At 67.3% G+C, this 24,524-nt stretch carries 20 protein-coding genes, 1 tRNA gene and 2 pseudogenes; 9 read left to right on the forward strand and 14 right to left on the reverse strand.

Going from position 1 to position 24,524, the window contains the following annotated elements; all coding sequences use genetic code 11:
* Nucleotides 1-8: 8 nt before the first annotated feature.
* The 4 genes from D9V37_RS16215 to D9V37_RS16230 form a co-directional block, all read right to left on the reverse strand.
* Nucleotides 9-1,070 (reverse strand): sugar ABC transporter substrate-binding protein, encoded by a 1,062-nt coding sequence (locus D9V37_RS16215; RefSeq protein WP_121807202.1) that lies wholly within the window; start codon nucleotides 1,068-1,070, stop codon nucleotides 9-11.
* Entirely contained in the window at nucleotides 1,067-2,152 is a 1,086-nt protein-coding gene (locus D9V37_RS16220) for an ABC transporter permease (protein WP_121807203.1), read from the reverse strand. Before D9V37_RS16220 ends, D9V37_RS16215 begins: the two co-directional genes overlap by 4 nt.
* Before the next feature lie 91 nt (nucleotides 2,153-2,243).
* Nucleotides 2,244-3,704: an aldehyde dehydrogenase family protein gene (locus tag D9V37_RS16225; RefSeq protein WP_121807204.1), complete on the reverse strand. Its 1,461-nt coding sequence runs from the start codon at nucleotides 3,702-3,704 to the stop codon at nucleotides 2,244-2,246.
* Entirely contained in the window at nucleotides 3,704-4,831 is a 1,128-nt protein-coding gene (locus tag D9V37_RS16230) for a 5-methyltetrahydropteroyltriglutamate--homocysteine S-methyltransferase (RefSeq protein WP_121807205.1), read from the reverse strand. Before D9V37_RS16230 ends, D9V37_RS16225 begins: the two co-directional genes overlap by 1 nt.
* Before the next feature lie 122 nt (nucleotides 4,832-4,953).
* Between D9V37_RS16230 and D9V37_RS16235 the strand changes: the two genes are divergently transcribed.
* Nucleotides 4,954-6,183, forward strand: coding sequence for an MFS transporter (locus D9V37_RS16235; protein WP_198412607.1), 1,230 nt, complete (start codon nucleotides 4,954-4,956; stop codon nucleotides 6,181-6,183).
* Between the two features lie 18 nt (nucleotides 6,184-6,201).
* Here D9V37_RS16235 and D9V37_RS20960 read toward each other — a convergent pair whose 3' ends face one another.
* The 5 genes and pseudogenes from D9V37_RS20960 to D9V37_RS16255 form a co-directional block, all read right to left on the reverse strand.
* A complete protein-coding gene (locus tag D9V37_RS20960) occupies nucleotides 6,202-6,567 on the reverse strand; it encodes an HPr family phosphocarrier protein (protein ID WP_332835770.1) in 366 nt (121 codons plus the stop codon).
* Nucleotides 6,541-6,951 (reverse strand): annotated as a pseudogene (gene dhaM, locus D9V37_RS20965) (dihydroxyacetone kinase phosphoryl donor subunit DhaM); the annotation flags it as partial. The pseudogene dhaM and the gene D9V37_RS20960, both read right to left, overlap by 27 nt.
* Nucleotides 6,948-7,577, reverse strand: a complete 630-nt coding sequence (dhaL, locus tag D9V37_RS16245; RefSeq protein WP_408636213.1) for a dihydroxyacetone kinase subunit DhaL — start codon at nucleotides 7,575-7,577, stop codon at nucleotides 6,948-6,950. The gene dhaL and the pseudogene dhaM, both read right to left, overlap by 4 nt.
* The gene (gene dhaK, locus D9V37_RS16250) at nucleotides 7,565-8,566 is read right to left on the reverse strand and encodes a dihydroxyacetone kinase subunit DhaK (RefSeq protein WP_121807207.1); all 1,002 of its coding nucleotides are present in this window, start codon (nucleotides 8,564-8,566) and stop codon (nucleotides 7,565-7,567) included. The genes dhaL and dhaK overlap by 13 nt, the downstream gene beginning before the upstream one ends.
* A gap of 44 nt (nucleotides 8,567-8,610) precedes the next feature.
* A complete protein-coding gene (locus D9V37_RS16255; RefSeq protein ID WP_121807208.1) occupies nucleotides 8,611-8,952 on the reverse strand; it encodes a winged helix-turn-helix transcriptional regulator in 342 nt (113 codons plus the stop codon).
* Between the two features lie 95 nt (nucleotides 8,953-9,047).
* Here D9V37_RS16255 and D9V37_RS16260 point away from each other — a divergent pair, with 95 nt between their 5' ends.
* Both D9V37_RS16260 and D9V37_RS16265 read left to right on the forward strand, forming a co-directional pair.
* A complete protein-coding gene (locus D9V37_RS16260) occupies nucleotides 9,048-9,659 on the forward strand; it encodes a malonic semialdehyde reductase (RefSeq protein ID WP_121807209.1) in 612 nt (203 codons plus the stop codon).
* A 79-nt stretch (nucleotides 9,660-9,738) separates the two neighbouring features.
* Nucleotides 9,739-9,811, forward strand: a tRNA-Lys gene (locus D9V37_RS16265).
* A gap of 176 nt (nucleotides 9,812-9,987) precedes the next feature.
* Here the strand turns inward: D9V37_RS16265 and D9V37_RS21015 are convergent.
* A pseudogene (locus D9V37_RS21015) lies at nucleotides 9,988-11,130 on the reverse strand (tyrosine-type recombinase/integrase); the annotation flags it as partial.
* Nucleotides 11,127-11,741, reverse strand: coding sequence for a helix-turn-helix domain-containing protein (locus D9V37_RS16275; protein WP_147455977.1), 615 nt, complete (start codon nucleotides 11,739-11,741; stop codon nucleotides 11,127-11,129). The gene D9V37_RS16275 and the pseudogene D9V37_RS21015, both read right to left, overlap by 4 nt.
* A 423-nt stretch (nucleotides 11,742-12,164) precedes the next feature.
* Here D9V37_RS16275 and D9V37_RS20090 point away from each other — a divergent pair, with 423 nt between their 5' ends.
* The 4 genes from D9V37_RS20090 (at nucleotide 12,165) to D9V37_RS16295 (ending at nucleotide 16,088) form a co-directional block, all read left to right on the forward strand.
* Nucleotides 12,165-12,716: a hypothetical protein gene (locus D9V37_RS20090; protein ID WP_147455978.1), complete on the forward strand. Its 552-nt coding sequence runs from the start codon at nucleotides 12,165-12,167 to the stop codon at nucleotides 12,714-12,716.
* Nucleotides 12,713-13,567, forward strand: coding sequence for a bifunctional DNA primase/polymerase (locus D9V37_RS16285; RefSeq protein ID WP_147455979.1), 855 nt, complete (start codon nucleotides 12,713-12,715; stop codon nucleotides 13,565-13,567). Before D9V37_RS20090 ends, D9V37_RS16285 begins: the two co-directional genes overlap by 4 nt.
* Nucleotides 13,551-14,732 carry an AAA family ATPase gene (locus tag D9V37_RS16290; protein ID WP_158604500.1) on the forward strand — a complete coding sequence of 394 codons (1,182 nt, stop codon included), beginning with the start codon at nucleotides 13,551-13,553 and terminating at the stop codon, nucleotides 14,730-14,732. Before D9V37_RS16285 ends, D9V37_RS16290 begins: the two co-directional genes overlap by 17 nt.
* Before the next feature lie 612 nt (nucleotides 14,733-15,344).
* On the forward strand, nucleotides 15,345-16,088 hold the full coding sequence (locus D9V37_RS16295; RefSeq protein ID WP_121807214.1) for a hypothetical protein: 744 nt from the start codon (nucleotides 15,345-15,347) through the stop codon (nucleotides 16,086-16,088).
* A 320-nt stretch (nucleotides 16,089-16,408) separates the two neighbouring features.
* On the opposite strand, the gene D9V37_RS16300 is transcribed toward D9V37_RS16295, so the two are convergent.
* From D9V37_RS16300 to D9V37_RS16310, 3 genes are read right to left on the reverse strand one after another with little or no spacing between them, the layout of a single operon-like run.
* Complete coding sequence (locus D9V37_RS16300; protein ID WP_121807215.1) at nucleotides 16,409-17,113, reverse strand: hypothetical protein; 705 nt, start codon at nucleotides 17,111-17,113, stop codon at nucleotides 16,409-16,411.
* Nucleotides 17,110-17,385, reverse strand: a complete 276-nt coding sequence (locus D9V37_RS16305) for a hypothetical protein (protein WP_121807216.1) — start codon at nucleotides 17,383-17,385, stop codon at nucleotides 17,110-17,112. The genes D9V37_RS16300 and D9V37_RS16305 overlap by 4 nt, the downstream gene beginning before the upstream one ends.
* 54 nt (nucleotides 17,386-17,439) lie before the next feature.
* Complete coding sequence (locus tag D9V37_RS16310; RefSeq protein ID WP_158604501.1) at nucleotides 17,440-20,898, reverse strand: FtsK/SpoIIIE domain-containing protein; 3,459 nt, start codon at nucleotides 20,896-20,898, stop codon at nucleotides 17,440-17,442.
* A gap of 480 nt (nucleotides 20,899-21,378) precedes the next feature.
* On the opposite strand from D9V37_RS16310, the gene D9V37_RS16315 reads away from it, so the two are divergent.
* Both D9V37_RS16315 and D9V37_RS16320 read left to right on the forward strand, forming a co-directional pair.
* Nucleotides 21,379-22,764: a tetratricopeptide repeat protein gene (locus tag D9V37_RS16315; protein WP_147455981.1), complete on the forward strand. Its 1,386-nt coding sequence runs from the start codon at nucleotides 21,379-21,381 to the stop codon at nucleotides 22,762-22,764.
* Between the two features lie 881 nt (nucleotides 22,765-23,645).
* Nucleotides 23,646-24,074, forward strand: a complete 429-nt coding sequence (locus D9V37_RS16320) for a hypothetical protein (protein WP_147455982.1) — start codon at nucleotides 23,646-23,648, stop codon at nucleotides 24,072-24,074.
* Nucleotides 24,075-24,524: the final 450 nt, after the last annotated feature.

Genomic DNA, 24,524 nt, shown 5'->3' on the forward strand with positions numbered 1-24,524 from the left:
CCGGGCGGTCAGCGCGCGTCCTTCAGCGGCTTGAGGTTGGCCTTCTCGTCGCCCAGCATCGAGTCGATCTGCTTCTCGTAGAAGTCGTAGGCGGCCGTCGGCGACTTCTGCCGGGCGATGATCGAGTCGACGTTGGCGGAGTTCACCACCAACCCCGTCGTCTTGAACCAGCCCGTCGGCATCTTCTTGCCGCGGTTGCCGTCGATGAGCAGCTTCATCGCGATGTAGCCCTTGAGGAAGTGCTCGGGGTCCAGGGTGCAGAACAGCACGCCCTGCTTGACGTACTCCAACGTCTTGGCGTCGACGTCGAAGCCGGCCACGAGGTACTTCCCACCCTGCTGCTGCTTGATCTTGGCCAGGTCGTAGCTGTCGGCGTCGCCGACACCGAGGTAGGCCAGCGCGCCGGAGTGGGCGTTGACCAGCGACTGCCAGGCGCCGAAGTTCTGGCTGGGGTCGGAGTAGGTCTGGTAGGGGCCGAGCACCTTGATGTTCGGCGCCTTCGCTTCCAGCTCGTCCTTGATGCCCTTCGCACGGCTGTCCAGCACCGGGGTGCCGGGGTTGGGCACGCCGACGACGACGGTGCCGCTGGTGTTGGAGCCCAGGTTCTTCAGGGTCTCATCGGCCAGCATCTGGCCCAGCTCGTAGTTGTCGTTGCCGACGTAGAGGTCGACCTTGCTGCCGTCGGTGGGCGAGGTGTCGAGCGCGACCACCTTCACCCCGCTCTGCACGGCCTGCGCGGCGGGCCGGGTGAAGATCGGCGGGTCGAGGTTCTCCAGCACGACGCCGTCGGTGGCGGTCTTCACCAGGGAGGAGAACAGCGCCTGCTCGGCCGGGCCGTCGGTGTTGGGCGGACCCACCACCTTGAGGTCGACGTTCTTCGAGTGCGCGGCGGCCTGCTTGGCGCCGTCGGCCATGGAGGAGGCGAAGTTGAGGCTGATGTTGGCCACCGCCATGCCCAGCTCGAGCTTCTTGTCCGACGACGACCCCGAGCCGCCGCTGCTCCCGCACGCGCTCAGGCCGAGCGCCATGACGCCGGCGACGCAGCCGGCGCGCAGCAGGTTCTTCTTCATCGGTTCTCCTCGGTGGACGTGACGGGGGCAGGGGTCGAGGTGGAGGTCGAGGTCGCGGTAGCGCGGCCGCGGGAGCGGCGCAGGCCCGCGTCGAGCGCGACGGCGAGCAGGATGACGGCGCCGGTGGCGAAGGTCGTGAAGTTGATCGGCACGTGGAAGAACACCAGGCCGGTGGCCACCACCGAGAGGATCAGCGAGCCCATGAGGGCGCCCGGCACGGAGCCCTTGCCGCCCATCAGCGGGGTGCCGCCGATGATGCAGGCGGCGATGGCGCTGAGCTCGTAGCCCTGACCGATCGTGGGGTCGCCGGCGATGAAGAACGCCAGCCCGAGCGCCGCTGCGACGCCGGCGGCGAGGCCGGAGACGGTCAGCGCGAGCACCCGGACCCGGGCGATCGGCAGCCCCGTGTAGACCGCTGCTGCCGGGTTGGACCCGACGGCGCGCACCTGGGCGCCGAAGCGGGTCATCGTGAACACGACGCTCAGCACGACCGCGAACACCACCAGCACCCATACCGACGTCGGCACCCCGGCGACGTCGCCGCCGACCACGTCGAAGAAGGAGCTGCCGGCCGGCAGGTCGGCGATCTGCTTGCCGTTCGCGAGCGCCAGCGCGCCGCCGCGGAACAGCAGCGACGAGGCCAGCGTCACGATGAACGACGGCGCACCGATGAGGGTGGTGACGATGCCGTTCAGCGCGCCGAGCAACGCGCAGGCGACGACCAGCGCCACGGCCGCGAGCCACGGCGTCCAGCCGTGCTGCATGAGGACCGCCCCGAGCACGACCCCGAAGGCGTAGTTGCCGCCGACGGAGAGGTCGACCTCGCGCATGGCCAGCGGGAACACCATCCCGCAGGCCATGAGCCCCACGTAGGACGAGCTCTGCGCGGTCGAGAGCAGGTTGCCGGTGCCCAGGAAGGCGGGGCGGACGATGCCGACCGCCACCACCAGCAGCGCCAGGACGACCACCACGCCGAGCTCGTCACGCAGCAGCCGGCGCCCCCAGGTCCGGCTCGAGCGACTCCGGCGCGACGGCGTGCTCGCCGTCGCGCCGGGTCGGGTGTGCGTGTCGGTGCGGGTCACCCACGCAGCCTGGAGTGACTCCCGTCACGCGGAGAACGGTGGCGTTCCACTCAACGGAACGCCGCCGCCGCGCCTCTCGAGGTCGAGGCCCCTAGAACGGGTACTGTGCCGGCTCACCGCGCACGGTGATCCACCGGGTCTCGGTGAAGGCCTCGATGTTGGCCTCCGCCCCGCCGAACCGGCCGATGCCCGACGCCCCGACGCCGCCGAAGGGCGCGTTCGCCTCGTCGTTGACCGTCTGGTCGTTGATGTGGACGATGCCGGTCGGGATCTGCTCGGCCACCGCCAGGCCGTGCATGACGTCGCGGGTGACGATGCCCAGCGACAGCCCGTACTCGCTCGACGAGGCGAGCCGGATGGCGTCCTCGACCCCGGAGACCTTCGTGACCGGAGCGACGGGGCCGAAGATCTCCTCGGTGAAGACCGGAGAGGTCAGCGGGACGTCGGCGAGCACGGTGGGGCGGTAGAACAGCCGGTCGTACTCGCCGCCCGTGGCCAGGCGGGCGCCCTGGTCGACGCTCGCGGTGACCAGGCCGTGGATCTTGTCGCGCGAGCGCTCGTCGATGACGGGGCCCATGACGACCTGCTCGGTCGACGGGTCGCCGACCGGCAGGTGGCCGGCCTTGGCGGTGATCGCCTCGACGAAGTCGTCGTAGAGCGGCTCGGCCACGAAGTAGCGGCCGGTCGTCATGCAGATCTGGCCCTGGTTGAGGAACGAGGCCCAACCGGCCAGGCCGACCGCCTGCTCCACGTCGGCGTCGTCGAGCACCAGCAGGGCGGAGTTGCCGCCCAGCTCGAGGTGGGCGCGCTTGAGGTGCTTGCCGGCCAGCTCGCCGATGCTGCGGCCCACCGCGGTGGAGCCGGTGAAGGAGATGACCCGCACGTGGGGGTCGGTCACCAGCGCCTCGCCGACGTCGGCGCCACCGGGCAGCATCTGCAGCACGCCGTCGGGCAGCCCGGCCTCCTGGAAGATCCGCGCCATCAGCGTGCCGCCGGTGACCGCGGTGCGCGGGTCGGGCTTGAGCAGGACGGCGTTGCCCAGGGCCAGAGCCGGCGCCACCGAGCGGATGCCGAGGATGATCGGCACGTTGAAGGGCGAGATGACCGTGACGACGCCGGCCGGCATGCGCTTGGCCATCGACAGCCGGGGCTGCTCGCTCGCGAGCAGCTGGCCGATCGGGTGGCTGGGCAGCGCCGCCGCCTCGTAGCACTCCTGGCCGGCCGTGTGGATGGCGAACTCGGCCATCGGCGGGATCGAGCCGACCTCGCGGACGTTCCAGTCCCGGATCTCCTCGGCGTGCTCGGCCCACAGGTCGCCGGCACGACGCAGCACGGCCGCGCGGGCCGGGTGCGGCAGCGCCGCCCACTCCCGCTGCGCCTCGGCGGCGGACTCGGCCGCCGCCGCGACGTCGGCGACGCTGACCTGCCCCATCCGGCCCAGCTCCTCGCCGGTCGACGGCGAGACGACGGCGTAGTCGCCCCCGCCTCCGGCGCGCCACTGCCCGCCGGTGAAGACGTTGCCCTCCCAGGCGATGCCGTCCAGCAGTCCCATCACTGACCTCCCCAGACCTCATCGGCGATCTCCACGATGAGCGCGAGCTTCGCCTTCTCCTCCTCGACGCTGAGCACGTTGCCCTCCACGGTGGAGGAGAAGCCGCACTGCGGCGAGAGGCACAGCTGCTCGAGCGGCACGTACTGCGCCGCCTCGTCGATGCGCTTCTTGACCGCGTCCTTGTCCTCCAGCTCACCGCTCTTGGTGGTGATGAGCCCCAGCACCACCTGCTTGCCCTCCGGCACGAACCGCAGCGGCTCGAAGCCGCCCGAGCGCTCGTCGTCGTACTCCAGGAAGAACCCGTCGACGTCGAGCTGGCTGAAGAGCACCTCGGCGACGAAGTCGTAGCCACCCTCGGCCGCCCACGAGGAGCGGAAGTTGCCGCGGCACATGTGCGTGGTCACCTGCATGCCCTCGGGGCGCCCCGCGATGGCGGCGTTGACGTTCGCGACGTACTGCTCGTGCAGGTGGTCGGGGTCGCCGCCCTGCGCGGAGACCATCGCCCGCTGCTCGGGGTCGTTGAGGTAGGCCAGGCTGGTGTCGTCGAGCTGCAGGTAGGTGCAGCCGAGGTCGCCCAGCCGCCGCACCTCCTCGGCGTACGCAGCGGTGAGGTCGGCCCAGAACGGCTGGAGGTCGGGGTAGACCTTCTCGTCGATCGCAGCGCGACCGCCGCGGTAGTGGACCATGTTGGGCGAGGGGATGGTCAGCTTCGGCGTCTGGCCCTCGGCCACGACGCCCTGCAGGAACCCGAACGCGTCGCCGAAGATCGTGTCGGTCAACGAGACCTTGTCGTGCACGCTCAGCGCGGCAGACTCGAAGTCGAGGTCGCCCCCGGCGTTCTTGAAGTGCACGGCCAGCTTCTCGTCGGTGCTGTCGATGCCACCGAGCTGGTAGATGAAGTCCATGTGCCAGGAGGTCCGGCGGAACTCCCCGTCGGTGGCCGTCCGGATGCCCGAGGCCGCCTGCAGCGCGACGACGTCGCGGATGGCGGCGTCCTCGACCTCGCGCAGCGCCTCGGCGTCGATCTCGCCGGAGGCGCGTCGGGAGCGGGCGTCGAGCAGGTCCGGCGGGCGGAGCAGGCTGCCGACGTGGTCGGCGCGGAAGGGTGGAGCTGTGCGAAGCGTCATAGGGGCAACCTAGCCATGCCGCCCAGCGCACCGGTGAGGCCTCTTCCGCTGAGCGGGAGCGTCGGCTTGGCGCGATGATGTGACCGCTGTCACGGTGTCGGTTTCCGCTCGAGGAGGACCCCGTGACCGACGCCGACCCTCTGTCCGACACCGGATCACGGGCCTCCGCCACGAGCTGGCCGATCGTGCTGTGCTGGCTCGCCGTGGCCCTCGAGGGGTTCGACCTCGTGGTGCTGGGCGCCACGATCCCGACGCTGTCGCGCACCGACGCACTCGGATTCACCGACGCCTCGCTGACGACCGCCTCGACCGTGGGACTGGTCGGCGTCGGGATCGGTGCCGCCTCGATCGGCCCGGTCACCGACCGCTTCGGCCGGCGGCGCACCCTCCTCGCCTGCGTCGCGTGGTTCTCGCTGCTCACCATCGCCACCGCGGTCGCGCCCACCAAGGAGGCGTTCGTGCTGATCCGTTTCGTCGCCGGTCTCGCGCTCGGCGCGGTGCTGCCGATCGCACTGACCTACATGAGCGAGCACGCTCCGCGTGGCGGGAACGCCCGCGCGGTCACGCGCACCATGACCGGTTACCACGTGGGGGCGGTCCTCACCGCGCTCCTCGGGCTGCTGCTGCTCGAGCCGCTCGGCTGGCGCGCGATGTTCTGGGTGGGCGGCCTGGCCGGGCTGCTGGTGCTGCCGCTGATGTGGGCCCGGCTGCCCGAGTCGCAGGCGTACCTGCGCGCCGACCACGACGAGCGGACCCGCACCTCCGACGTCGTGCGCGGCCGGCTGCTCTGGGTCAGCGTCGGGCTGTGGGTCGCCTCGTTCATGGGCCTGTTGCTGGTCTACGGGCTCAACACCTGGCTGCCCAAGATCATGGGCGAGGCTGGCTACTCCATCGAGGCCGGCACGGCGCTGCTGCTGGTGCTCAACGTCGGCGCGGTGCTCGGCCTGCTGCTGGCCGGCGTCGTCTCCGATGCGCGGGGCAACAAGCCCACCCTGCTGGTCTGGTTCGCGCTCGCCGCGGTGTTCCTCTCGCTGTTGTCCATCAAGCTGCAGGCAACCCCGCTGGTCTACGTGGCGGTGCTGCTCACCGGCATCTTCGTGTTCAGCGCCCAGGTGCTGGTCTATGCGTTCGTGGGGCAGCTCTACCCGCCGCAGATCCGCGGCACCGCGCTCGGGCTGTCCTCGGGCGTCGGGCGGCTCGGCGCCATCAGCGGACCGTTCCTCGGGGGTGTCCTCGTCACCGCCGGGATCTCCTACCCGTGGGGCTTCTACGCCTTCGCCCTCGCGGCCGCCCTGGCCGTGGTGGCGCTGGTGCTGGTGCCCGCGCGGACGGAGCCGGCCACCGCCGGCTGAGCCCACTCGGGCGTGCGGTCAGCCCTCGTCGCCGAAGCCCGCCGCCGCCAGCGCCTGCAGCTGGGCGAGGGCCTCGGCCGCGCCCGGGCCGGACGCGTCGACCCTGACCTCGTGCCCGTGCTCGGCGCCCAGCGTGCTCACCCACATCATGCTGTCGCCGGGCACCGGCCCGGCGCCGGTGGTGAGGTTCCTGAGCGTGACGGTGGCGCCCAGCCCGGCCACCGCCTCGACCAACCTGGCCGCCGGGCGGGCGTGCAGGCCGTGGGCGTTGCCGACCGTGAACGTGCCGGTGACCTCGGCGTCCTTCCCGGCCGACGGCTTGGGCTCCGGCTCGGGCTCCGGCTCTGGCGCAGCGACGTCGCCGAGCTGGGAGGTCTTGCCCAGCAGGCCCTGCGCGGCCTCGGCCGCCACCTCGTCTCGGGTGGCGCCGCCGGCGGCCGCGACGACGGCCGCCACCAGGCCCTCCACCAGCGGCGCCGGCGAGAGCAGCACCCGCTCGCGCGCCGCGTCGTCCTCGAGCAGCTCCAGGGCCATCTCGGCGCTGAGCACCGCACTGCCCAGATCCATCAGCACGACGACGCCGCTGGGATCGTCTGCCTCCTCGATCGCGTCCTTCACCGCCACCGCGTCGGTGCCGAAGGTCGTCTCGTCCAGGCCGGCGGCCACGCCGATCGCGACCTCGCGCCCGTTCAGCATCTCCTCGGCCAGCGCCACGGCTGCCGTCGCGAGCGCCCGACTGTGGGAGACGACGACGATCCCGACGCTCACAGCGTCTGCGCCGCTGCCGCCACGAGCAGCGCGACGCTCGTCGCGCCGGGGTCCTGGTGGCCGGCACTGCGTTCGCCGAGGTAGCTGGCGCGACCCTTGCGGGCGACCAGCGGCTCGGTGGCGTCGCGCCCGGCGTCGGCGGCGGTGCTGGCCCGGCCCAGCGCCTCGCTCAGCGACGCTCCCTCGGCCAGCACCGCGTCGAGCTCGTCGACGGCCGGGGTGAGGGCGTCCAGCAGCGTCTTGTCGCCCACCTCGGCCTTGCCGCGGGCGGCGACGCCCACGAGGCCGGCACGCAGCGCGGCCGCGAAGGCCGGGCCGTCGACGTCGGTGGCCTCGCCCAGCGATGCGCCCATGCGCAGGAACAGCGTGCCGTAGAGCGGTCCGCTGGCACCGCCGACCGTGGAGACCAGCGTCATCCCGACCTTCTTGAGCAGCTCGCCCGGAGCGGCGTCGCCGAGCTCGCCGGCCGCTGCGGCCGCCGCCTTCATGCCGCGGTCGAGGTTGGAGCCGTGGTCGGCGTCGCCGACGGCCGCGTCGAGCTCGGTGAGCCGGTCGCGCTCGGCGTGCACCAGCTCGGCGAACCGGTCGATCCAGCTGCGTACGTCGGGCACGCTCACGCCCCCCACCGCAGCCCGGGGGTGCTCACCGGTGCGTCCCAGAGCCCGACCAGCTCGTCGTCGGCCTTGAGCAGCGTCACGGAGGCGCCTGCCATGTCGAGGGAGGTGATGTAGTTGCCCACCAGCGAGCGGGCGACGCCGATGCCGTGCTGGTCCAAGATCGACCGCACCTCGTGGTAGAGCACGTAGAGCTCCAGCAGCGGGGTGCCGCCGAGACCGTTGACGAAGGCGATGACGCCGTCGCCGCTGCCGAACGGCAGGTCGGCCAGCACCGGCTCGACCAGCAGCTGCGCCATCTCCTTCGCGCTCGCCATCGGCACGCGCTCGCGCCCGGGCTCGCCGTGGATGCCGACGCCGAGCTCCATCTCGTCCTCGCCGATCTCGAAGGTCGGCTTCCCGGCGGCCGGCACCGTGCACGAGGTCAGCGCGAGCCCCATGCTGCGGCCGTTGCCGTTGACCTTGCGCGCCAGCTCCGCGACCGCGGCCAGGTCGCGCCCCTCCTCGGCCGCGGCGCCGACGATCTTCTCCAGCAGCACCGTGACGCCGACCCCGCGCCGGCCCGCCGTGAACGTCGAGTCCTGCACGGCGACGTCGTCGTCGGTGACCACCGAGACCACCTCCACGCCGGTCTCGGCTGCGGCCATCTCGGCGGCCATCTCGAAGTTCATGACGTCGCCGGTGTAGTTCTTCACGATCTGCAGCACCCCGGCGCCGTCGTCGACCAGCTTCGTGGCCGCGATCATCTGGTCCGGCACCGGCGAGGTGAAGACCTCGCCCGCGCAGGCGGCGTCGAGCATGCCCAGCCCGACGAAGCCCCCGTGCAGCGGTTCGTGCCCCGACCCGCCGCCGGAGACCAGTCCCACCTTGCCCGGTCGTCGCTCGTCACCGCGGTAGACGACCTTGTTCTCGTGGTCCACCCGCAGCTGGGGGTAGGCCTCCTCGATGCCGAGCAGGGCGTCCGCGACGACGGTGTCGGGGTCGTTGATGATCTTCTTCATGGGCCCCAGCGTGGCCCGCCGGGCCCCGACACGCTAGGTGCGCGCTAGCCGCGCTTCGGCAGGTTCTCGCGAGCCCACTGGCCCAGTGACTGCAGCGAGGGCAGCAGGGCCACCCCGGCGTCGGTGAGCCCATAGGTCACCGCCACCGGCGGACCCGGCTCGACGGTGCGCTCGACCAGGCCGAGCCGCGTGAGCTCCGAGAGCCGGTCGGAGAGCACCGAGTCGCTGACCCCCAGGCTGCGCGCGATGGCCGAGAAGCCCGCCGGGCCCTGGCCCAGCACGCTGAGCAGCATGCCGTTCCAGCGCTTGCCCAGCACCTCGAAGACCGCCGACAACGCGGCGTCGCAGACCCGGGGCTCGTGCTCCACCGCGGGCTGCGCCTTCATGTGACCCACGGTACAACCACTTCTGTCTTGACACCTACTTTGTTTTTAGTAGTAACCTCGTGATCAAGAGCAACCCGCCGATCAGGAGTGATCCCATGAGTCTCACCGCCACCGAGCCGCTCGACGACACCGGCCGCGCGCTGCTGTTCACCGAGGCCCGCACCGCCAACGCGTTCTCCGACGAGCCCGTGACCGACGAGGAGCTGCAGGGCATCTGGGAGCTCACCCGCTTCGCCCCCACCATGGCCAACAGCCAGCCGCTGCGGGTGCTCTTCGTCCGCACCGAGGGGGGCAAGCAGCGACTGATCCCCCACCTGGCCGAGGGCAACCGCGCCAAGGCCCTGTCCGCCCCGGCGGTGGCCGTGCTCGCCTACGACGCCGACTTCCACGAGCACTTCCCCACCACCTTCCCGGCGCGCGGCGACGCGATGCGCGAGCAGTTCGGCTCGATGCCCGGCGACGCCCGCTCCCACGTCGCCACCTACAGCGCCGCCCTGGCCTCGGGCGTCTTCTTCCTCGCCGCACGCGCGCACGGCCTCGCCGTGGGCCCGATGGGCGGCTTCGACCGCGAGGGCGTCGACGCGGAGTTCTTCGCCGGCACCACCTGGCGCAGCCACCTGGTGGTCAACATCGGCCACCCCGGCACCGACCCCTGGTTCGACCGGCTCCCCCGCGTCGCCCTCGACGACGCCGTCAGCTGGGCCTAGGGTCAGGTCCGGCCCCGACCTCCTAGCCCCGCGCTGGCTTAGACTCGCCCGGACGCGGGGCACGTACACCGCAGGTCGCGGGCCTCTAGCTCAACCGGCAGAGCAGCGGACTTTTAATCCGCGGGTTCAGGGTTCGATCCCCTGGGGGCCCACCCACTTGGGATCCGTCATCGGCGCTGGTCAGGCCTACGTCGTCGCGGTCAGGCGCGATCATCGCGCCATCGTCCGAGGGGTGACTGGTCACCGATTGGTCACAGCTTTCTCGTGAGACGAGCCCGTCGATGAGCTCAGCGGCCTCCCGTCCGGCGCCTGGGAGCAGGTGTCCGTAGATGTCGGAGGTGATGGCCAGGGTGGAGTGGCCCAGCATCTTCGACACCTTGGCGATGTCCATGCCTGAGCCGAGGGCGAGCGCGGCCCATCCGTGTCGTAGGTCGTGAAACCTAACCCGGCGCACTCCGGCCGCCTCGACCGCTCGGGTGAAGCTCTTGGTGATGAACTCAGGCCGGAGGGGGTCACCGTTCCCGCGGCAGAAGACCAGATCGTGGTCGCGGTAGGCCCGAACGAGCGCCCCCTGCTCGGACTCCTGGCGAGCTCGGACGCCGACTAGGCGTTCGACCATCCGCCTACTGACCTCGACCCGACGCGCCTCCCCGCACCTGGTCTTGGGTGGTCCGAAGACCAGACCTCTATGCCGAGCACCACAGACCGCGCACGGCGCGGGTTCGTCATCGACCTGGACGATCTGCTGCCGCACGACGATCAGACCGGTCCAGAGGTCGATGTCCTTCCATCGGAGTCCGACGACCTCTCCCCTGCGCATGCCGGTCATCGCGGCGATCTCGAAGACGGGACCCAGAGGCGTGCCGTTGACGTGGTCCAAGAAGCGCCCCAGCTCGCTGGGGCTCCACGGCTCGATCAGCGGTCTGCTTGCTGACGGGAGAGAGACGTTCGTGGCGGGATTGCTGCGCACCAGTCCGAGTCGGACCGCGTCATGCATCGCACTGCGCAACGTCGCATGTATCCGGCGGAGATTGGCCGGGGACATCGAGCGGCGGTGGCGCAGGTCGTCGTAGGCGCGCTGGATCGTGAAGGTGTCGAGGTCCGAGAGCCATTCGTCGCCCAGCATGGGGATGAGGTAGGAGGAGACGTGTCGCCGGTACTCGCGCATGGTCGTGCCGCGGACCTCCGCCGACTTGCGATCCAACCAGTCCTGCAGGTACGCGCCAAGAACCTGCCTTGCATCCGATCCAGAGCTGCGATAAGCGCCGGCCGCCATCGCCTCGACGAGGGCCGCCTCCGCGGCCGACCGGGTCGGGAACCCGCCCCTCTTGATCTGTTCGCGTGCTTCACCGCGACGCGCGGACCTGTCGAAGACGAAGTACCACGAGCCGTGGTCCTTTCGGCAGGTAGATCCCGCGCCCTCCTTATCCCGGGTGAGACAGGGGCACCTCTTGAACACTGAGCCCCTCATGCCTGGTCCTCTGCGTGATCGGCGATCGCTTTGATCTTCACCAGAAGCTCGATGAGCTTCTCGACATCCTCACCGCTCAGCGCGGCCACAGCTTTCGCGACCCGACCAGCGCCGTCCTCGAGGGAGGCGAGGCGGTCGTCCCAGACCTGATCGGTAGCGCCCAGCGCGGTCGCGATCCAATAGAGCTGGTCGCCACCGATGGCAGCCGATGCGTGGCCCGGATCAGCCCGCCCCAGGGTCACCTGGACGTCATTCGGATTCCTGGCGGTGCCAGGAGCGGTCGGATCGGGCGGGAGGAAGAACCAGGGCAGCGGGACCCGAAGCGCCAGCGCGAAGGACAACAGCTCCTCGGCGTCGAACGCTCGCGGTCGAGGGGCGTCGGCGCTCCACGTACCCTCGGCAGCGCTGACCGCGGCGTTGGTCCATGTTCGACCTGTCTGCTCCTGCAGCCTCTGGGCCAACTCCCCCTGGTTCCAGCCCCGCTGCTTCCGGGCACGCCGCACGTTCCAAGCCACCACCTGACGGATGTTGACCGTTCGCGGCCTCTCCGATCCCAGCGAAATCGGGGGATGCGAGAAGTACACCGAGCGGTGCTCCGGGGGCTTGCGCATCATTGCCTCCTTATGCTTACCCTGTTGATGCGATCGCGAATCAACTTCGCATCTGTCAGAAGTACCTTAGGAGAGCAGTGGCCAGATCACAAGCATGGACGCCTGAGTCGGTGCGGGCGCTAGGGGTCCAGACCGACCTGCCGACCGCCGCGTCGGTGCTAGGCGTCGGTCGCACCACGGCGTACGAGCTCAACCGCCGAGGGCAGTTCCCAGTGCCCGTCATCCAGCTGGGCCGCAGGTTCATCGTTCCGACGGCGCCCCTCCTGCAGCTCCTTGCGGCAGCCGAGGCCTAGCCGGAGCTGATCAACGCGCTCGTTCCACGCCAGCGGCGGCCGCCGTTGATGGGGTCATCGAGTTATGCCCAACCGACCAATCGGACACCATCAAGACGATCGCCACATCGGCGGTTAGAGAGGTACAAACATGGAGCTTTCATCGACCCTCCAGATCAGTCGTGATCCCCTGCTCGCTGCGCTGCAGTTCGTGCGACAGGGGCTGACGGTGCGTGCCCTTGAACCTGGACGTACGCGCCTGCTTCAAAGCAGCTCGGTCGACCCTTCATCCATCACTACCGAGGAACAGGTCCGGGAGGCATGGGGCACCGAGCGCACCCCCAACCTCGGGCTGTGGACAGGTGAGGCCAGCTGGGACAGGGTGACCGTGGAGTTCTGGCACCCGGCGTTCCGCCGCTGGCACGAGATCCTTCAGGCCGCCGGCGTGTTCCGCAGCGCCTGCGCGGTCGTTGCGGTCGGAGATCGCCGGGTGGACTACTGGTTCCGAGGCACGAGCCGCGGGTGCGTCTCCTACGGTGGCGACTTCATCCGGATCGTCGGAGCGCGCGGCACCCTGATCGCGCCTCCGTCGCGCAGGGCGACGTTCGGCTGGACCTTCACCAAGCAACCCGGTCCAGGCAACGTCGCGCCGCGGGCGGAGATCAAGAAGATCGTCAGCTCGCTCGAGGCCCTCGAGCGGTGAAGGGCGTGGTCGACAGCTGGAACAGCACCAGAGCGCGCGACGGCACGTATGCCGAGGCCCTGCACCTGGAGCTGCTGGCGGGTGCCCTGCGTCTGGCCCGCCTGGGTTTCCGGGTTCACCCGTGCGCCCCGGGCGGCAAGGCCCCGATGCTCCGCGACTGGCCGCGCCGCGCCAGTAGCGACGCCTATACCATCACGGCCTGGTGGGACCGCTACCGGATGGCCAACGTCGCCGTGGTGACAGGTGCGCCTGGGCCGGACGTCCTCGACGTCGATGTGAGGCCGGGCGGTAACGGCTTCGACGCCCTGGAGGTCCTGCGCTCGCACGGACTCCTCGCCGGGGCCACCGCTGTCGTCGACACACCCTCGGGCGGTCAGCACCTCTACTTCGCCGGCACCGGACGGCGGACGTCGTCACCGGCGGGCCGCTTCCTCGACTACAAGGCGACCGGCGGCTACGTCCTCGTGCCGCCATCGCAGATCTGGTCGGGTGACGACCTTGTCGGGGGCTACCGATTTCGCGCGGAGCTCACCGGACTCGACACAGCTCTTGACTGGCCCGCCGCCCTGGACCTGCTGCGTCCCCCGCCGCAGCCACGTCCGGCAGCAAAGCCGGGCACCCGGTCGTTCGGTCGACGAGTATCCCTGTGGCAGCTGGCGGCGTCGGTGCGATCAGCACGCGCAGGGGAGAGGAACAATATCCTCTTCCGCGCCGGATGCGCGGCACGTCGCCACGGTCTCGACCTCGAGACACTAAGGGAGCCTGCACGGGAGGCCGGGCTGTCCGAGGCAGAGATCGACCAGACCCTCGACAGCGCCAAGCGAATGGTGGACCGTGAGCGAGGCGCCTGACAGCGGAACCGGGCCGCATCGTGCCGCGGCAGAGCGAGCAGACGAGAGTTCGCCGCATGGCGGGACCGAGGTCGCCCGGGACCTTGGCCGCGCCTGGAACACCGCCGACGTGCGTCTGTACCTACGAGGGGACCTGCCCGGTATCCGGCCGACGGTCGGTCGGCGCAGCGATGGGCAGTGCCTGCTCTATCCGGGTTCCACCCATTCCCTGGCCAGTGAGCCGGAGGCCGGGAAGTCGTGGCTCGCGCTCGCGATCTGCGTGCAGGAGATCAAGGCCGGCCGGCCCGTCGTGTACCTGGACTACGAGGACGGACCGGTCGGCATCTCACAGCGCTTGGTCGCGCTCGGGGCAACCGCGGAGGACCTAGCCGGGTTCACTCTCATCCACCCACAGGACGGTGCGTCCGGTGATGACGTGACCCGACTGTGCGAGGCGGTCACCGCGCACCACGTCAGTCTTGTCGTTCTCGACGGCATCACGGAGGCGTTCACCCTCCAAGGGCTCTCGAACGAGAACAACCAGGACGCCGCATCGTTCTTCGGTTTCCTCCCCAACCGGCTGGCCCAGGCCGGGGCAGCGGTCCTCCTCCTAGATCACGAGGTGAAGCGGTCCAACGACCGAGGGCGCTTCGCGCTCGGCGCCGGGCACAAGCTGGCCGCCATCCGAGGGGCGGCCTTCAAGCTGCGTTCGCGGGAGCGGTTCAGCATCGGACGATCGGGCAGCTCGGAGCTCTACGTCGTGAAGGACCGGCCGGGTGCGGTGCGCCGCCTCGGGACACAGATCGGCCGCGACGACGTCCTTGTCGCCACACTGAACGTGCGAAGCGGAGGCCCTGACATGGTTGAGGTCTCTATCGACCCTCCGGACCTCGACCTCCACTTCCGCGAGGAGGAGTCGAACAAGGACCGCATCAAGAAGGAGATGGCCCTGGCCCTGCAGGAGTCCCAGGACGACCAGGAGGGAGGCTTCGAGAAGAAGAGCGACGTCTATGGCCTCATCCAGGGCCGGACGCAGGACAAGAGCGACGCCCTGCGCGAACTCATCGAGGACGACTTCGTGAGTCCGAAGCCATACCGCCTGCTCAGGCCTTATCCCATTGACGGGGATGACCGGGATGAGGATCGCGTCAAGGACCTGCCAGCAGAGCCCGGTCGGGCTTCCTGATCCTCTTCATCGGTGCTGTTCCCCCTATCCCGCCATAGGGGCGGGGGAAAGGGGAGAACACGGCGCACCCTGCCCCTCCACGGGGCGCAGGAACGTTCCGGAAAGACTCGGCACACGGCCGAGTGATCGGATGCGATCTCCGATCGCCCCGAGGGGAAGGCCAGAATCACGACAAACGCTCAGCGTTGTCGAGTCGCAGAAGACGTTCGCCCGAGCAAGCCGCGCCCGGTAGTCCACGCAAACAGCCGGGCCCAACTGTGGGGCGGGTGCCTCTCGAACTCAATCGAGCCCGAGGAACCGCAGCGTGGTTGCAGTCCTGCCGCAGTTGCCTGCAGGCGCCCTTTGCGTCTCGTGGGCTGAACGTCGACAGTGCTACTTGCAGCCGCCGTACGACGAGCAGGCTCCGTGCCTTCCCTGCTTGCAGTGAAGGCACTTGTTGCCAGCACCGCGGTCCTTCTCACAAGCACAAGCCATGATCGGTCCCTTCCTCGGCGGGGCCCTACGCCCCGAGGTGGAGTCATCGTCAACTGGCGAGCGGTGGCGAGCAAGGGCTGCATAGACAAGGTCGGTCCAGGACTCAGTCCGACGTCGATCCTGCCTTAACCTCCTGCCGTGCCGCTGTTCTCACGCCGACCCCGGAACCTCGTCCCGCAGGAGATCGTCGAGCAGCTCAACTCGTTCGGTAACGCGTCCTGGGAGGCGAAGCTGAACTCAGAGACCCTCGTCGACGACCGCTTCAACTGGCCTAACTTCTTCGCCAGGTTCCTGCCGGCCTATCAGACTGATCTCGCTCGGTCGATCGCTGAGCTGCATGCGGCGGCCGGAGCGGACGGGCTCGCCCGCTACGGCGGCTACCGCTTGGTGGCGGAGTTCGATGCCGCCTGCGAGGACCCCAATTACCTCGAGATGATGGACGCGGCCCTGGACCTCATGTACGAGCACGACTTGTCGAGCATCCATCTCACGGGCTATGAGCGAGATCGGTGGATGACTACGCGCGGCGACGTGAAAACGACGTTCGACCGCATCGTGGAGGTCGAACTCGACCCGAGGCTGGTGTCCGGGCTTGAGATCGAGCCGGGGCAGAGGATCATGCTCGCATTGATGGGTCCGAAGCCTCTAGACAACCAGTTCTGGATCGAACGGCGCGAAGACTCGATGTACGAAGGCTTCTCGATGCGTCAGTGGGACTCGGACGCGGGCGTGTTGACGCGATGCGAGGAGAAGGAGATCGGTTCCTCGGCGACGGTGGAGGAAGCGCTCGCGAGCCTTGGTCGCTACCTCCGTCGAGCCCCGTACTGGGCGCATTCCGCACTCGATCCGTTCTTCCCTGAGAAAAGGGAGACCTCAGGCTGATGTCCGGCGAGCTCGTTGACGTCGAACCGATCCTCGCTGTGACGTTCCACGAATCGTTGTTGCGGCCGATATCGCTTGCTCGTTTAAGGTCAACAAAGTGCCCCGGGTGCTGCGCTACCTCAGAAGTTTGCTCGCGGCTTCGCATTGCTGGGATGCCTTGGCGAGCGCCTGCAGCAATGTAGCTGCGGAGTTGCCCAGTGGCAGCAGCCGCTGCTTGTCGAACTGGTGGCGTTGAGGGTCCGACCAGGCGCTAGCAGCCTGGCTGGCGTTAGCGAGCTCGGCCCTCGCGCTCTCGACGCGACGCGTGGCTTCGTCAAGCACTAGTCGCCCCCCTGCAGGTCGCCCCAAAGTCGCTCACTTTCGGCCTTTCTGGTCTCGTCCAGCACGTAGTGCCGATTGGTCTCGTTCTGACGCTCGACCAGATCAGCGATACTGGCGTCCCCGCCAGACGTGCTGATGTCAAAGGCATGCGCCGCGTTCGAGAGATCCATCGCTGCTCCGTGACCGGCACCGAATATCTCGGCGCCTACCACTAGTCCGGTTCCGGCGCTGCGGAGATGCTGTTCGAACGTACCGCGCAGGGTGGCGATCTTGGCATCGAGATCCGCGAGAGCCGAGGATGCCAGTGAGGAATGTTCAGCCACCTTGCTCTCGATGCCGCGCATGACACCGCCTAGATCATGATCGGCCTGCGCGATCAACTGAACCGCTCGGCGACTCTTGTCGAGCTGTTGTTTGCACTCCGCTGTGCGCGCGGTCAGAGCTGAGACCCGGGCTCGCAGCGGACCACAGTTGTCCCGGCACTGCGATAACGCCGACTTTGCGTTCTGGAGTTCTCGTTCAGCCCGCTGCAACTGGCTACGCCGCGACTCCACAGACTGCTCGGCGCTACGGCGCTGCGCTGCCAAGTCCTTGCGGGCGAGCGCCATCGCCTCGCGCATGGTTTCCGCGAATCGTGTTACGCCGGTCCTCAGACTCTTGACGGCCGGGCGCTCGTTCTTGACCTGATCAGTCAATGCCGTCACATCCTGACGTTTCGGATATCTTCAAGCTTGCTGGCGAGCTGCTTCAATCCCTTAGCCATCTGATCGACGTCACTGGACATGAAACTGTCGATCTTCTTCTGCAGGTCGCGATACTTGCCCTCGAACTGTTGCTTGCGCGAGTCGTGCCAGTTGGCTTGGGCGAGGGCTCCCTGCACCTTCTTTGAGGCCTTAGTCACCTCATCCCTGTAGGCAGCCAACGCGCCCGCCAGCTTCCGGATGTCTTGCGGGCTTGCATTGACCATGTCACTCATTAAGAACTCCTACCGTTGTGGTGGTCGCCGCCGAGAGTCGGCCGTTGATCAATGTCATTGTGTTGCGCGCGCTGGCGAGTTGCTCGGACGCTTGTCCCCTCTCAAGAGGGGGCGGTACCCGCGGACCCGCTTGGCCGTGCCTTTCAGACGGTCGCCGATCAGGAGCTGTCCGTATCGCAGCGGTGGCACATCGCCGTAGTCGCCGCTCACCAGCAAGAGATCTCGTTCGCCTACGGAGCTTCCGGCTATGCGCAGGGTTAACTCGTTGATGAGCTCGGGGCCGAGGCGCATCTCTACAGACCGCGCTCGGTCAGCGGCGACCACCACATGGATGCCAACCTCGGGACCGTTGATAAGAATGCGGGCGAGGTGGATCGCAGGGCCAGAACTATCCTCGGCTGCGTCATAAGGGTCGAACGGTGTGAGGGCCAGAGCTCGTTGCACCCCGCATAGGACGAGGAGTCTCCCTGGCGCTCCGAACTCCTCGGCGGTCTGCCTGGCGTTTACGGCGTCGCGGAGGTCGCGCAGGGTGGCCTCCATCGCTCTCGACCTGAGGTAGCGCGCACTTGTCAGTTGAGCGATTTCAGCGACACGTAGGTCGTCTTCAGCAGGGTCTTCACCAAGGAAGTCGATCAGGGTGACTTCGACCTCGCGCTGTCGAGCAGCTAGCAGCACGGAGTGGAGTGCTCCGCGTATAGCGGGATCGGTGGACTCTTCGTCGACGTTGTCGCCTAACAGGAGCAGGTTGGATCCCTGCATTCGTGAGAGAACGATGGATTCGGTGTCGGCGAGACTGAAGGGCTCGCCGATGTCGATCGTGAATCGCCCTCCCACGATCGGATCCATCCGCGGCGAAGGTCGCGAGACAGCGGCGTCCCCATCGAAGACCCGCGGACGGCGTGTCCACCCGAAGGCCGCGGCTTTGGACGCGAGGTCTCTGAGGATGGCGCTGCGGTCGGCGGTCGGCACGTAGAGCCCTTGGAACGGCTGGTTCCTCGACTCCTCACCTCGAGAGGGGTTGAATAACCCCTCTCCTGTCTTAGTAAGCAGTCGTGTTGCCTTGTTGCTCTCACCCATGACGATCTCCGCGTCGTACTCGTTGCACATGAATGCCACGCGCTGGGGGAGCAAGGTCAACGTCGGGCGGTCCATTGCTGGCATGTTGGAGAGAGTCTGGGAAGCCACGACGACATGCGCACCCGAGAACGGGCCCATCCTGACGATGTTGCTGAATGCCGCGAAAGCTGCAAGACCGATATCGTCGGCTTCCTCGAAGAGCTCGTGAAACTCGTCGACAATCACGACGATCCGCGCGAGCTTCTCGCCGGTCGTCGCGCGGTACTCGGTGATGTTCGCTATGCCTGTGCCATGGTGCTTCATGAGTTGTGCGCGGCGTTGAATCTCCCGCTCGATGCCGACGAGGACTGCAAGCGAGAACTCACGTTCTGAGCGGATAGAGACCATGCGCGCGTGAGGAAGGTTCTCGTACACCTTGAACTCGACGCCGTGCTTGGCGTCGATGAGATATAGCTCGAGCTCCTCTGGCGAGTAAAGCATCGCCAAGGTGAGGATCATGGAGTGAAGCGAGGTGGTCTTGCCCGAGCGAGGCAGGCCGACCATGATCGCACCGCCCGCGACCTCGGTCGACGAGAAATACATCGAGGTCACCCCCTGCGCACCGGAGCGGCCGATGGGTGCGACGGCGTTATTGACGGTGGACCCCTGCCACCAAGAGTCTGGATCGGTGGACAACGCCGGCCTCGCTTGGTCGAGGTCGGGGAGGATCCCCACGCGCGCTCGGTTGAAGACGGGCAACAAGGAGTCCAGGGTGACCGCGGCAGGGTTCGCCTGAACCTCTCGAACCGCTGCGCCGATGCGGGTAAGGAGTCGCGCAAAGCCCGTCTCGGGGTTGCCATCGGCATCGAACACGAGTGGCGCCGGGGGGTCGGGGCGGAGATATAGAGCCACCTTGCCGACGGGCGCGCCAAGTTCGAGCCGCGCAACTGCGCCTCTCGCCGGGTCCACAAGAGGCGGCGCCCGCAGGATAACTGGCTTCAGGTTCAGCAGTCCGTCCTGGTTGCCGCCGGTGACCTCGACGGTCAACTTCTGCCCGGCGCTGAGACCATTCGGCCAGCGACCCGGGCTGAGGGCCTGAAGCTCGGACAAGTCGATCGTGCCGCGCTCGCCGTCGGGAAGCGAGAGGACGGCGTGCGTGGAGGTCGAGCTGACGACCGTCCCTGAATATTTGGCTCGGGGAGCGGATTCAAACGGTTCACGGACCGGTTGCAAGGTGTGCCCGAAGTCGACCTTTTGCATGCTGCGAATCAGACGGTTGATCTCGATGTCGTCGTATGGCTTGGCCCTCTCCACTTCCTTGTTGTACTGCAGGACCGTGTAGACGCCGCAACGCGGACCGTTCTCAATCAGACTCAGAAGCTGTTTCGCCGCCTTGGTCGAGAAGCCGGTCGGGTAATCGAAGATGGCGATTAGGCGATAGGGCTGCGCAACCTCGCCAGCGTGCTCGTTGTAGTCGTCGATCGACTCGAACTGTCCTCGGAGATACTTGGAGATAACGACCTCGAGGTGGTCGGAAAGATCGTCCATAAGTCGTTCGATATCCCGCTCGGTGGTCCAAGTCTTCTCATCGACCAGTTGCCCGTCGTAGTCCGCCAAATGGCGAAACCCGGCGACCGACTGACCGAGAGCGACCGGGTCAACAGCCTTGACATGAAGGGCACCCGGTGGGACAGCGGCGAAGAGGCGGAGCAGGAGAGATTTCACCAGGTCGATTGCCTGCTCCCGATCGCCGACGTCGGCTCCTACCGACAATCCGGCCTCGAACGGGAACGAAATGAGTGCAGGGATGGGGAGGACGCTGAGAGCCTCAGGCAGTTCGGGGACCAGTTCGCCGAGCCGGATCAGTCGCTGGACCTCGTCGACTGTCGATGGTGAGTCCCAGCGGGGATCGGACCAGCCTGCACCGGAAAGGTTCAGGCTCACCTCCACGTCACTGATGGTCTTGTTCAAATCGTCTGTAAGTTCGCGCTGGCGCGCCCGTTGCTTCTCGCGCTCCGCCTGCAGGAGTACATCGACCGACGCAGACACTTCGCTGACCCGCTCAGAGATCCAGTGCTGGGTCAGAGACGGGATCGCACGGTGAATCAGGTCCAAGCGATCGAGGTCCTGCCACACTGCGTCGGGGACTTGGGGACAACTTGAAGCTCTCTTGAACACTTTCGCGCTCCACGCCTTGTGCTCAGCCTGGAACTTGCCAGCGGTGTCGTTGACCCGCGAGAAGATTGCCTTCCACTGCTCGACTGCTTCCCACAGAGTGGAAGGCAGGTCTCCGGGCGGCATGTGCTTGATGCGTACGCCCTCATAGGAGCCGAACTTTGCACGCAGGATTGAGCCGTAGGAGCGAGCAGCGCCAAGTTCCGGTGCTGCCTCGACAGCACGGCTCGCCTGTTCGCGCGCGTCGGCCTCGGCGCTCGCCATGCCCGTCCGGCGGCTCATGCCCAGTGCCTCGATCGCTGCGCAATCATCGCGGTAGGAGCCTTGAAGCCGAACAGTTTCGTTCAGCATGCGGCGCATGAGTTGGTCCGCGCTGACTCGCGGGCCGGCGTCTGGGTCACTCACGGGCTGCCCTCGGATCTTCGCGGTTCGCTTCTACAGGATTTGGGCCGCGCGGAACACTCGGCGCCGGCTGGCACGCTACGTCTTCCCGGTGCTGACAATCCGTGTTTTGGCGGTTCTGATTCTGCCTGCTCTTCGCGGCCACAGGTCGCGTTCCATCGACTCGACTGGGCGAGGGGGCGCCGACTACGCGATGCATTTGACTGGATGCTCCAGCAGAGCCCTTGCACGTCGTCTAGGCCAGCCAGATGGATAAATCGGTCGTAGCGCACCACGGTTGGGCATCTGCAGCCAAGCTCTGGACGGCCGTGTAATCGTGCGCAGGACTCGCTCCATTGTCTGCGCATCATGGGTCGCTGAATGGATGACCCGGCGCACTCAGCGGTGCGCGTGCCCGCAACAGGAACCCACGACCGCAACCGGATCACCCATCGGTGGTCCTCGGTGCCGACTTGGAAGGTCACGAAGATGGGATTATTCAACCGCGCCAAGGCGCAGGAGTCCGTCGCCAGATCAGCAGGACACCCGCGACCCCCGGCGGTGGACTGGGCTGACATCGACAGCGTCCGAGCCGAGTGGCCGCGCGCCGAACTCGAACCCAGCCGCGACCTGCAGCAGTGGCAACGTGCCGTTGCAATATATGAGGCGCGCGACGATTACTCGTCGATGATGCAGTGCGCGACGATGCTCGGCAACGCACTCGCGCATTCGCTGTACGGAACGGGGATTCTGAGGGGCAGCGATCTCCCCGAGACAGCACACAAGGTCCTCTACTGCTCTCTATGCCCGCCACCCGACGGCCAGACCTTCGCCGACAGCGCTCAGCGAGCAGCGCGACTCGCCCTGACGGTCATCCGCGAGAACGGTTGGCGTCCTCCATCGATGGGCGGGACCGAGGGCTACTTCGAGGCCCTGATCATGGACCGCGGCAATCGCATGCTCCTAAGTTCAGCCATCGGACCCGCGGACGCGCCTTGGAGCGGGGATCTAAGGGCGTTCTTCGAGGTCCCCCCACAGCCGATGGTGGGCGAACTTCCGCCCCACGGCCAGCCGGCTGGCGAGGTCGTCGCACGGATTGCGGAAACGCTCCGACAGGCCGAGGACGGCGACCAAGGCAGCACCCTCTACGCAGACGCTATGGCTCGCCATGCCGCGGGCGATCCGCACGGTGCGCTCGAGCTCTACGGGCAAGCGGGGCGCCTAGGCTCGGTGGAGGCCATGGCAGCAGCGGGTGACCTTGCGAGCGACCTGGGTCGGACCGAGGAGTCCGATTTCTGGTACGAGACTGCAGCCAGTGCTGGCCACACTGTCTCAATGTTCAACACGGGCGCAGCAGCCTATCGCCGGCAGGATCTGGCGACCGCAATGCAATGGTTTCAGCGGTCCGCCGAAGCCGGCAACGTGGAGGGCTATGCGGCGCTGACACAGCTGTCGAGCGAGGCCGGTGATGAACGATCCGAGGCATATTGGGCCCGGCTCGGAGCTGAGGCAGGCCATACCTTCTGCATGGGCCGCCACGGGCTCCTTCTGGCGCGCGAGGCAGACGGTGACGTCCCGACACTTCGTCGTGCTCGAGATGTCGTGGAGCAGGCTGCCGATCGGGGTGACATCCAGGCTGCCACGTTGGCGGTCGATCTCAACCACCAACTTAGCGACGCGCCCCGCGCGCAGCGGTTTGTGACAATGGTCGTGCAGAACGGCGATGCCGAGGCGAACGATCGCCTGCGGCGATTCGGCTACCTCTGATTCTCGGCCAGAAACGGACCCAACTGAGAGCCGGCGTTCCGCGGGGTTTGTATCGCTGACAAGGGCTGGTCGCCCGGGTCCGGCGCCGGAGCTGCGGGCCGGTCTCGTCCGTAGAGGTCGGGCTCGAACATTGATAACGCATACCGGCCGTGCACGGACGGGCTCCAGCTCATTCGAGCGAGCTTGTGAGCAATCCGGGGCCGGTTTGCTGATGTGCCTCGGCGTTGCTCCCTTTGAGCCAGTCAACTTGGACTCGACGCCCAAAGTGCCTTGGCAAGCAGGCCGTCTAGGCCGGACCGACGACAAAACGGGCACCGCCGAGGTTCCGGCCCTGCCGGGGCCGTGCTCGTGCCAAGGTCCCACTCGTAATCGAAACCGAAAGGCGCTCGTGGGAACCGCAGTCCAGATCATCATCGGGTGGTACTTCGTCACCGCGATCGCGTGCGGCCTGTACTTCGGGTCCCGGTTGATGAAGCAGGGCCACAACGACCGCGATATTCACATGGGCGCCCTGTCGTATCCGGGTCGCACGGTCGCCTCGGTCACCCGATCAAGAGCCCGATAGGACCTCTGCGTCGGACCGACAGTCGAAGGGAGTCAGCCATGGCCACATCCAAGTGCTGCGGCGCACCGACCGAAAAGTGGAACGACGGGACGGTGCGCTGCTCAGAGTGCAGCAAGAAGCAGTGATTCATAGCAAGACATCGGCGCAGAGCGAAGCATCGAGATCTGCGACCGGCTGCGCGGCGGGACAGCGATGGCCTGCTGCCACGGTGCCTCACCGTCCAGCGTCCGCGGATGGCGACGCCGTTACCGGCGCTCGGCCATTCGAGTGCTCGACTCGAAGCGCATAACTATCCGAAGGAGCAGGAGGTACGTCCATGGGTCTCTTCTCGTCCAAGAAGCCTTCGGCACCGAACCCTAACGAGGTGGTGCCGATGCAGATACGCGACACATTTATCGAGGAGCTGTTGACGAAGGCAGGATTTCCGAACAGCCCCGATAACCGCGCGGTCATAGCGGATCGACTGACCTCGATGGTCCAGATGCAGTGCTCATCGTGGCTCGCGACCATCGCGGGGCAGGCAGAAGCAGATCGCAGGCGTCTTATCTGGGAGACCAACTCGGCGGTGGGCGCGTCGGGGACCAAAGCATGTTCCTACATTTTGGGCGACATGCTCCTGTGGGCCGCCGTGTTCCCCGCCCAAATGCCCACCGAGATGCTCACTAGTCTTCCTGATCACGTCGCCGGCATCATGCTGGAGAGCGTCGGGGACTCTGGGACGTTCTGGGATTGGGTCTCGACGTAGCTAGCTGGCTAGGTCTTCTGGTGTCGCAAGCCCGTCTACGTCTCGGCTGGGAACAGGCTGCGACGGCGAGAGCCAGCCATCTAGCAAGACCTGCCGTCGCTGCGGGAGCGAGCGGCTGCCCGTTGAGGACCTTCAAAAGTGGCGGCGTCACACGCGTAGAAAAAACGACGAAAGCCGACCTCCCCCGGTCTAGATATTCCTGCGTTCAACGGCAGCTAATAACTACAAAGCGGATATATTGAGCGGACGAAGCGGAATTTCCATTTTCGTCTCACCGAAGAGACGTATCTTCCGAACTGTTGGGAACCACTGCACCAACGTCGAAGATGCAACAGGGAGAAACTAATGGGATACGACCCCGAGAAGACGAACGCGAACACTAGTGGCTACCAACCTACTCCAAAGGAACTGAGCGACGCGGCCAAGCGCAAACTGGGTCAGATCGCTTCG

Source organism: Nocardioides mangrovicus (assembly GCF_003674065.1).
Lineage (GTDB): Bacteria > Actinomycetota > Actinomycetes > Propionibacteriales > Nocardioidaceae > Marmoricola > Marmoricola mangrovicus.

What these genes read in the sequence shown, in the direction of transcription:
- dhaK (WP_121807207.1), bottom strand. Translation starts at nt 8,566, where the DNA reads ATGAAGAAGATCATCAACGACCCCGACACCGTCGTCGCGGACGCCCTG.
- D9V37_RS16230 (WP_121807205.1), bottom strand. Translation starts at nt 4,831, where the DNA reads ATGACGCTTCGCACAGCTCCACCCTTCCGCGCCGACCACGTCGGCAGC.
- D9V37_RS20090 (WP_147455978.1), top strand. Translation starts at nt 12,165, where the DNA reads ATGGAGCTTTCATCGACCCTCCAGATCAGTCGTGATCCCCTGCTCGCT.
- D9V37_RS16260 (WP_121807209.1), top strand. Translation starts at nt 9,048, where the DNA reads ATGAGTCTCACCGCCACCGAGCCGCTCGACGACACCGGCCGCGCGCTG.
- D9V37_RS16215 (WP_121807202.1), bottom strand. Translation starts at nt 1,070, where the DNA reads ATGAAGAAGAACCTGCTGCGCGCCGGCTGCGTCGCCGGCGTCATGGCG.
- D9V37_RS16225 (WP_121807204.1), bottom strand. Translation starts at nt 3,704, where the DNA reads ATGGGACTGCTGGACGGCATCGCCTGGGAGGGCAACGTCTTCACCGGC.
- D9V37_RS16310 (WP_158604501.1), bottom strand. Translation starts at nt 20,898, where the DNA reads ATGAGCCGCCGGACGGGCATGGCGAGCGCCGAGGCCGACGCGCGCGAA.
- D9V37_RS16305 (WP_121807216.1), bottom strand. Translation starts at nt 17,385, where the DNA reads ATGAGTGACATGGTCAATGCAAGCCCGCAAGACATCCGGAAGCTGGCG.
- D9V37_RS16315 (WP_147455981.1), top strand. Translation starts at nt 21,379, where the DNA reads ATGGATGACCCGGCGCACTCAGCGGTGCGCGTGCCCGCAACAGGAACC.
- D9V37_RS16320 (WP_147455982.1), top strand. Translation starts at nt 23,646, where the DNA reads ATGGGTCTCTTCTCGTCCAAGAAGCCTTCGGCACCGAACCCTAACGAG.
- D9V37_RS16255 (WP_121807208.1), bottom strand. Translation starts at nt 8,952, where the DNA reads ATGAAGGCGCAGCCCGCGGTGGAGCACGAGCCCCGGGTCTGCGACGCC.
- D9V37_RS16275 (WP_147455977.1), bottom strand. Translation starts at nt 11,741, where the DNA reads ATGCGCAAGCCCCCGGAGCACCGCTCGGTGTACTTCTCGCATCCCCCG.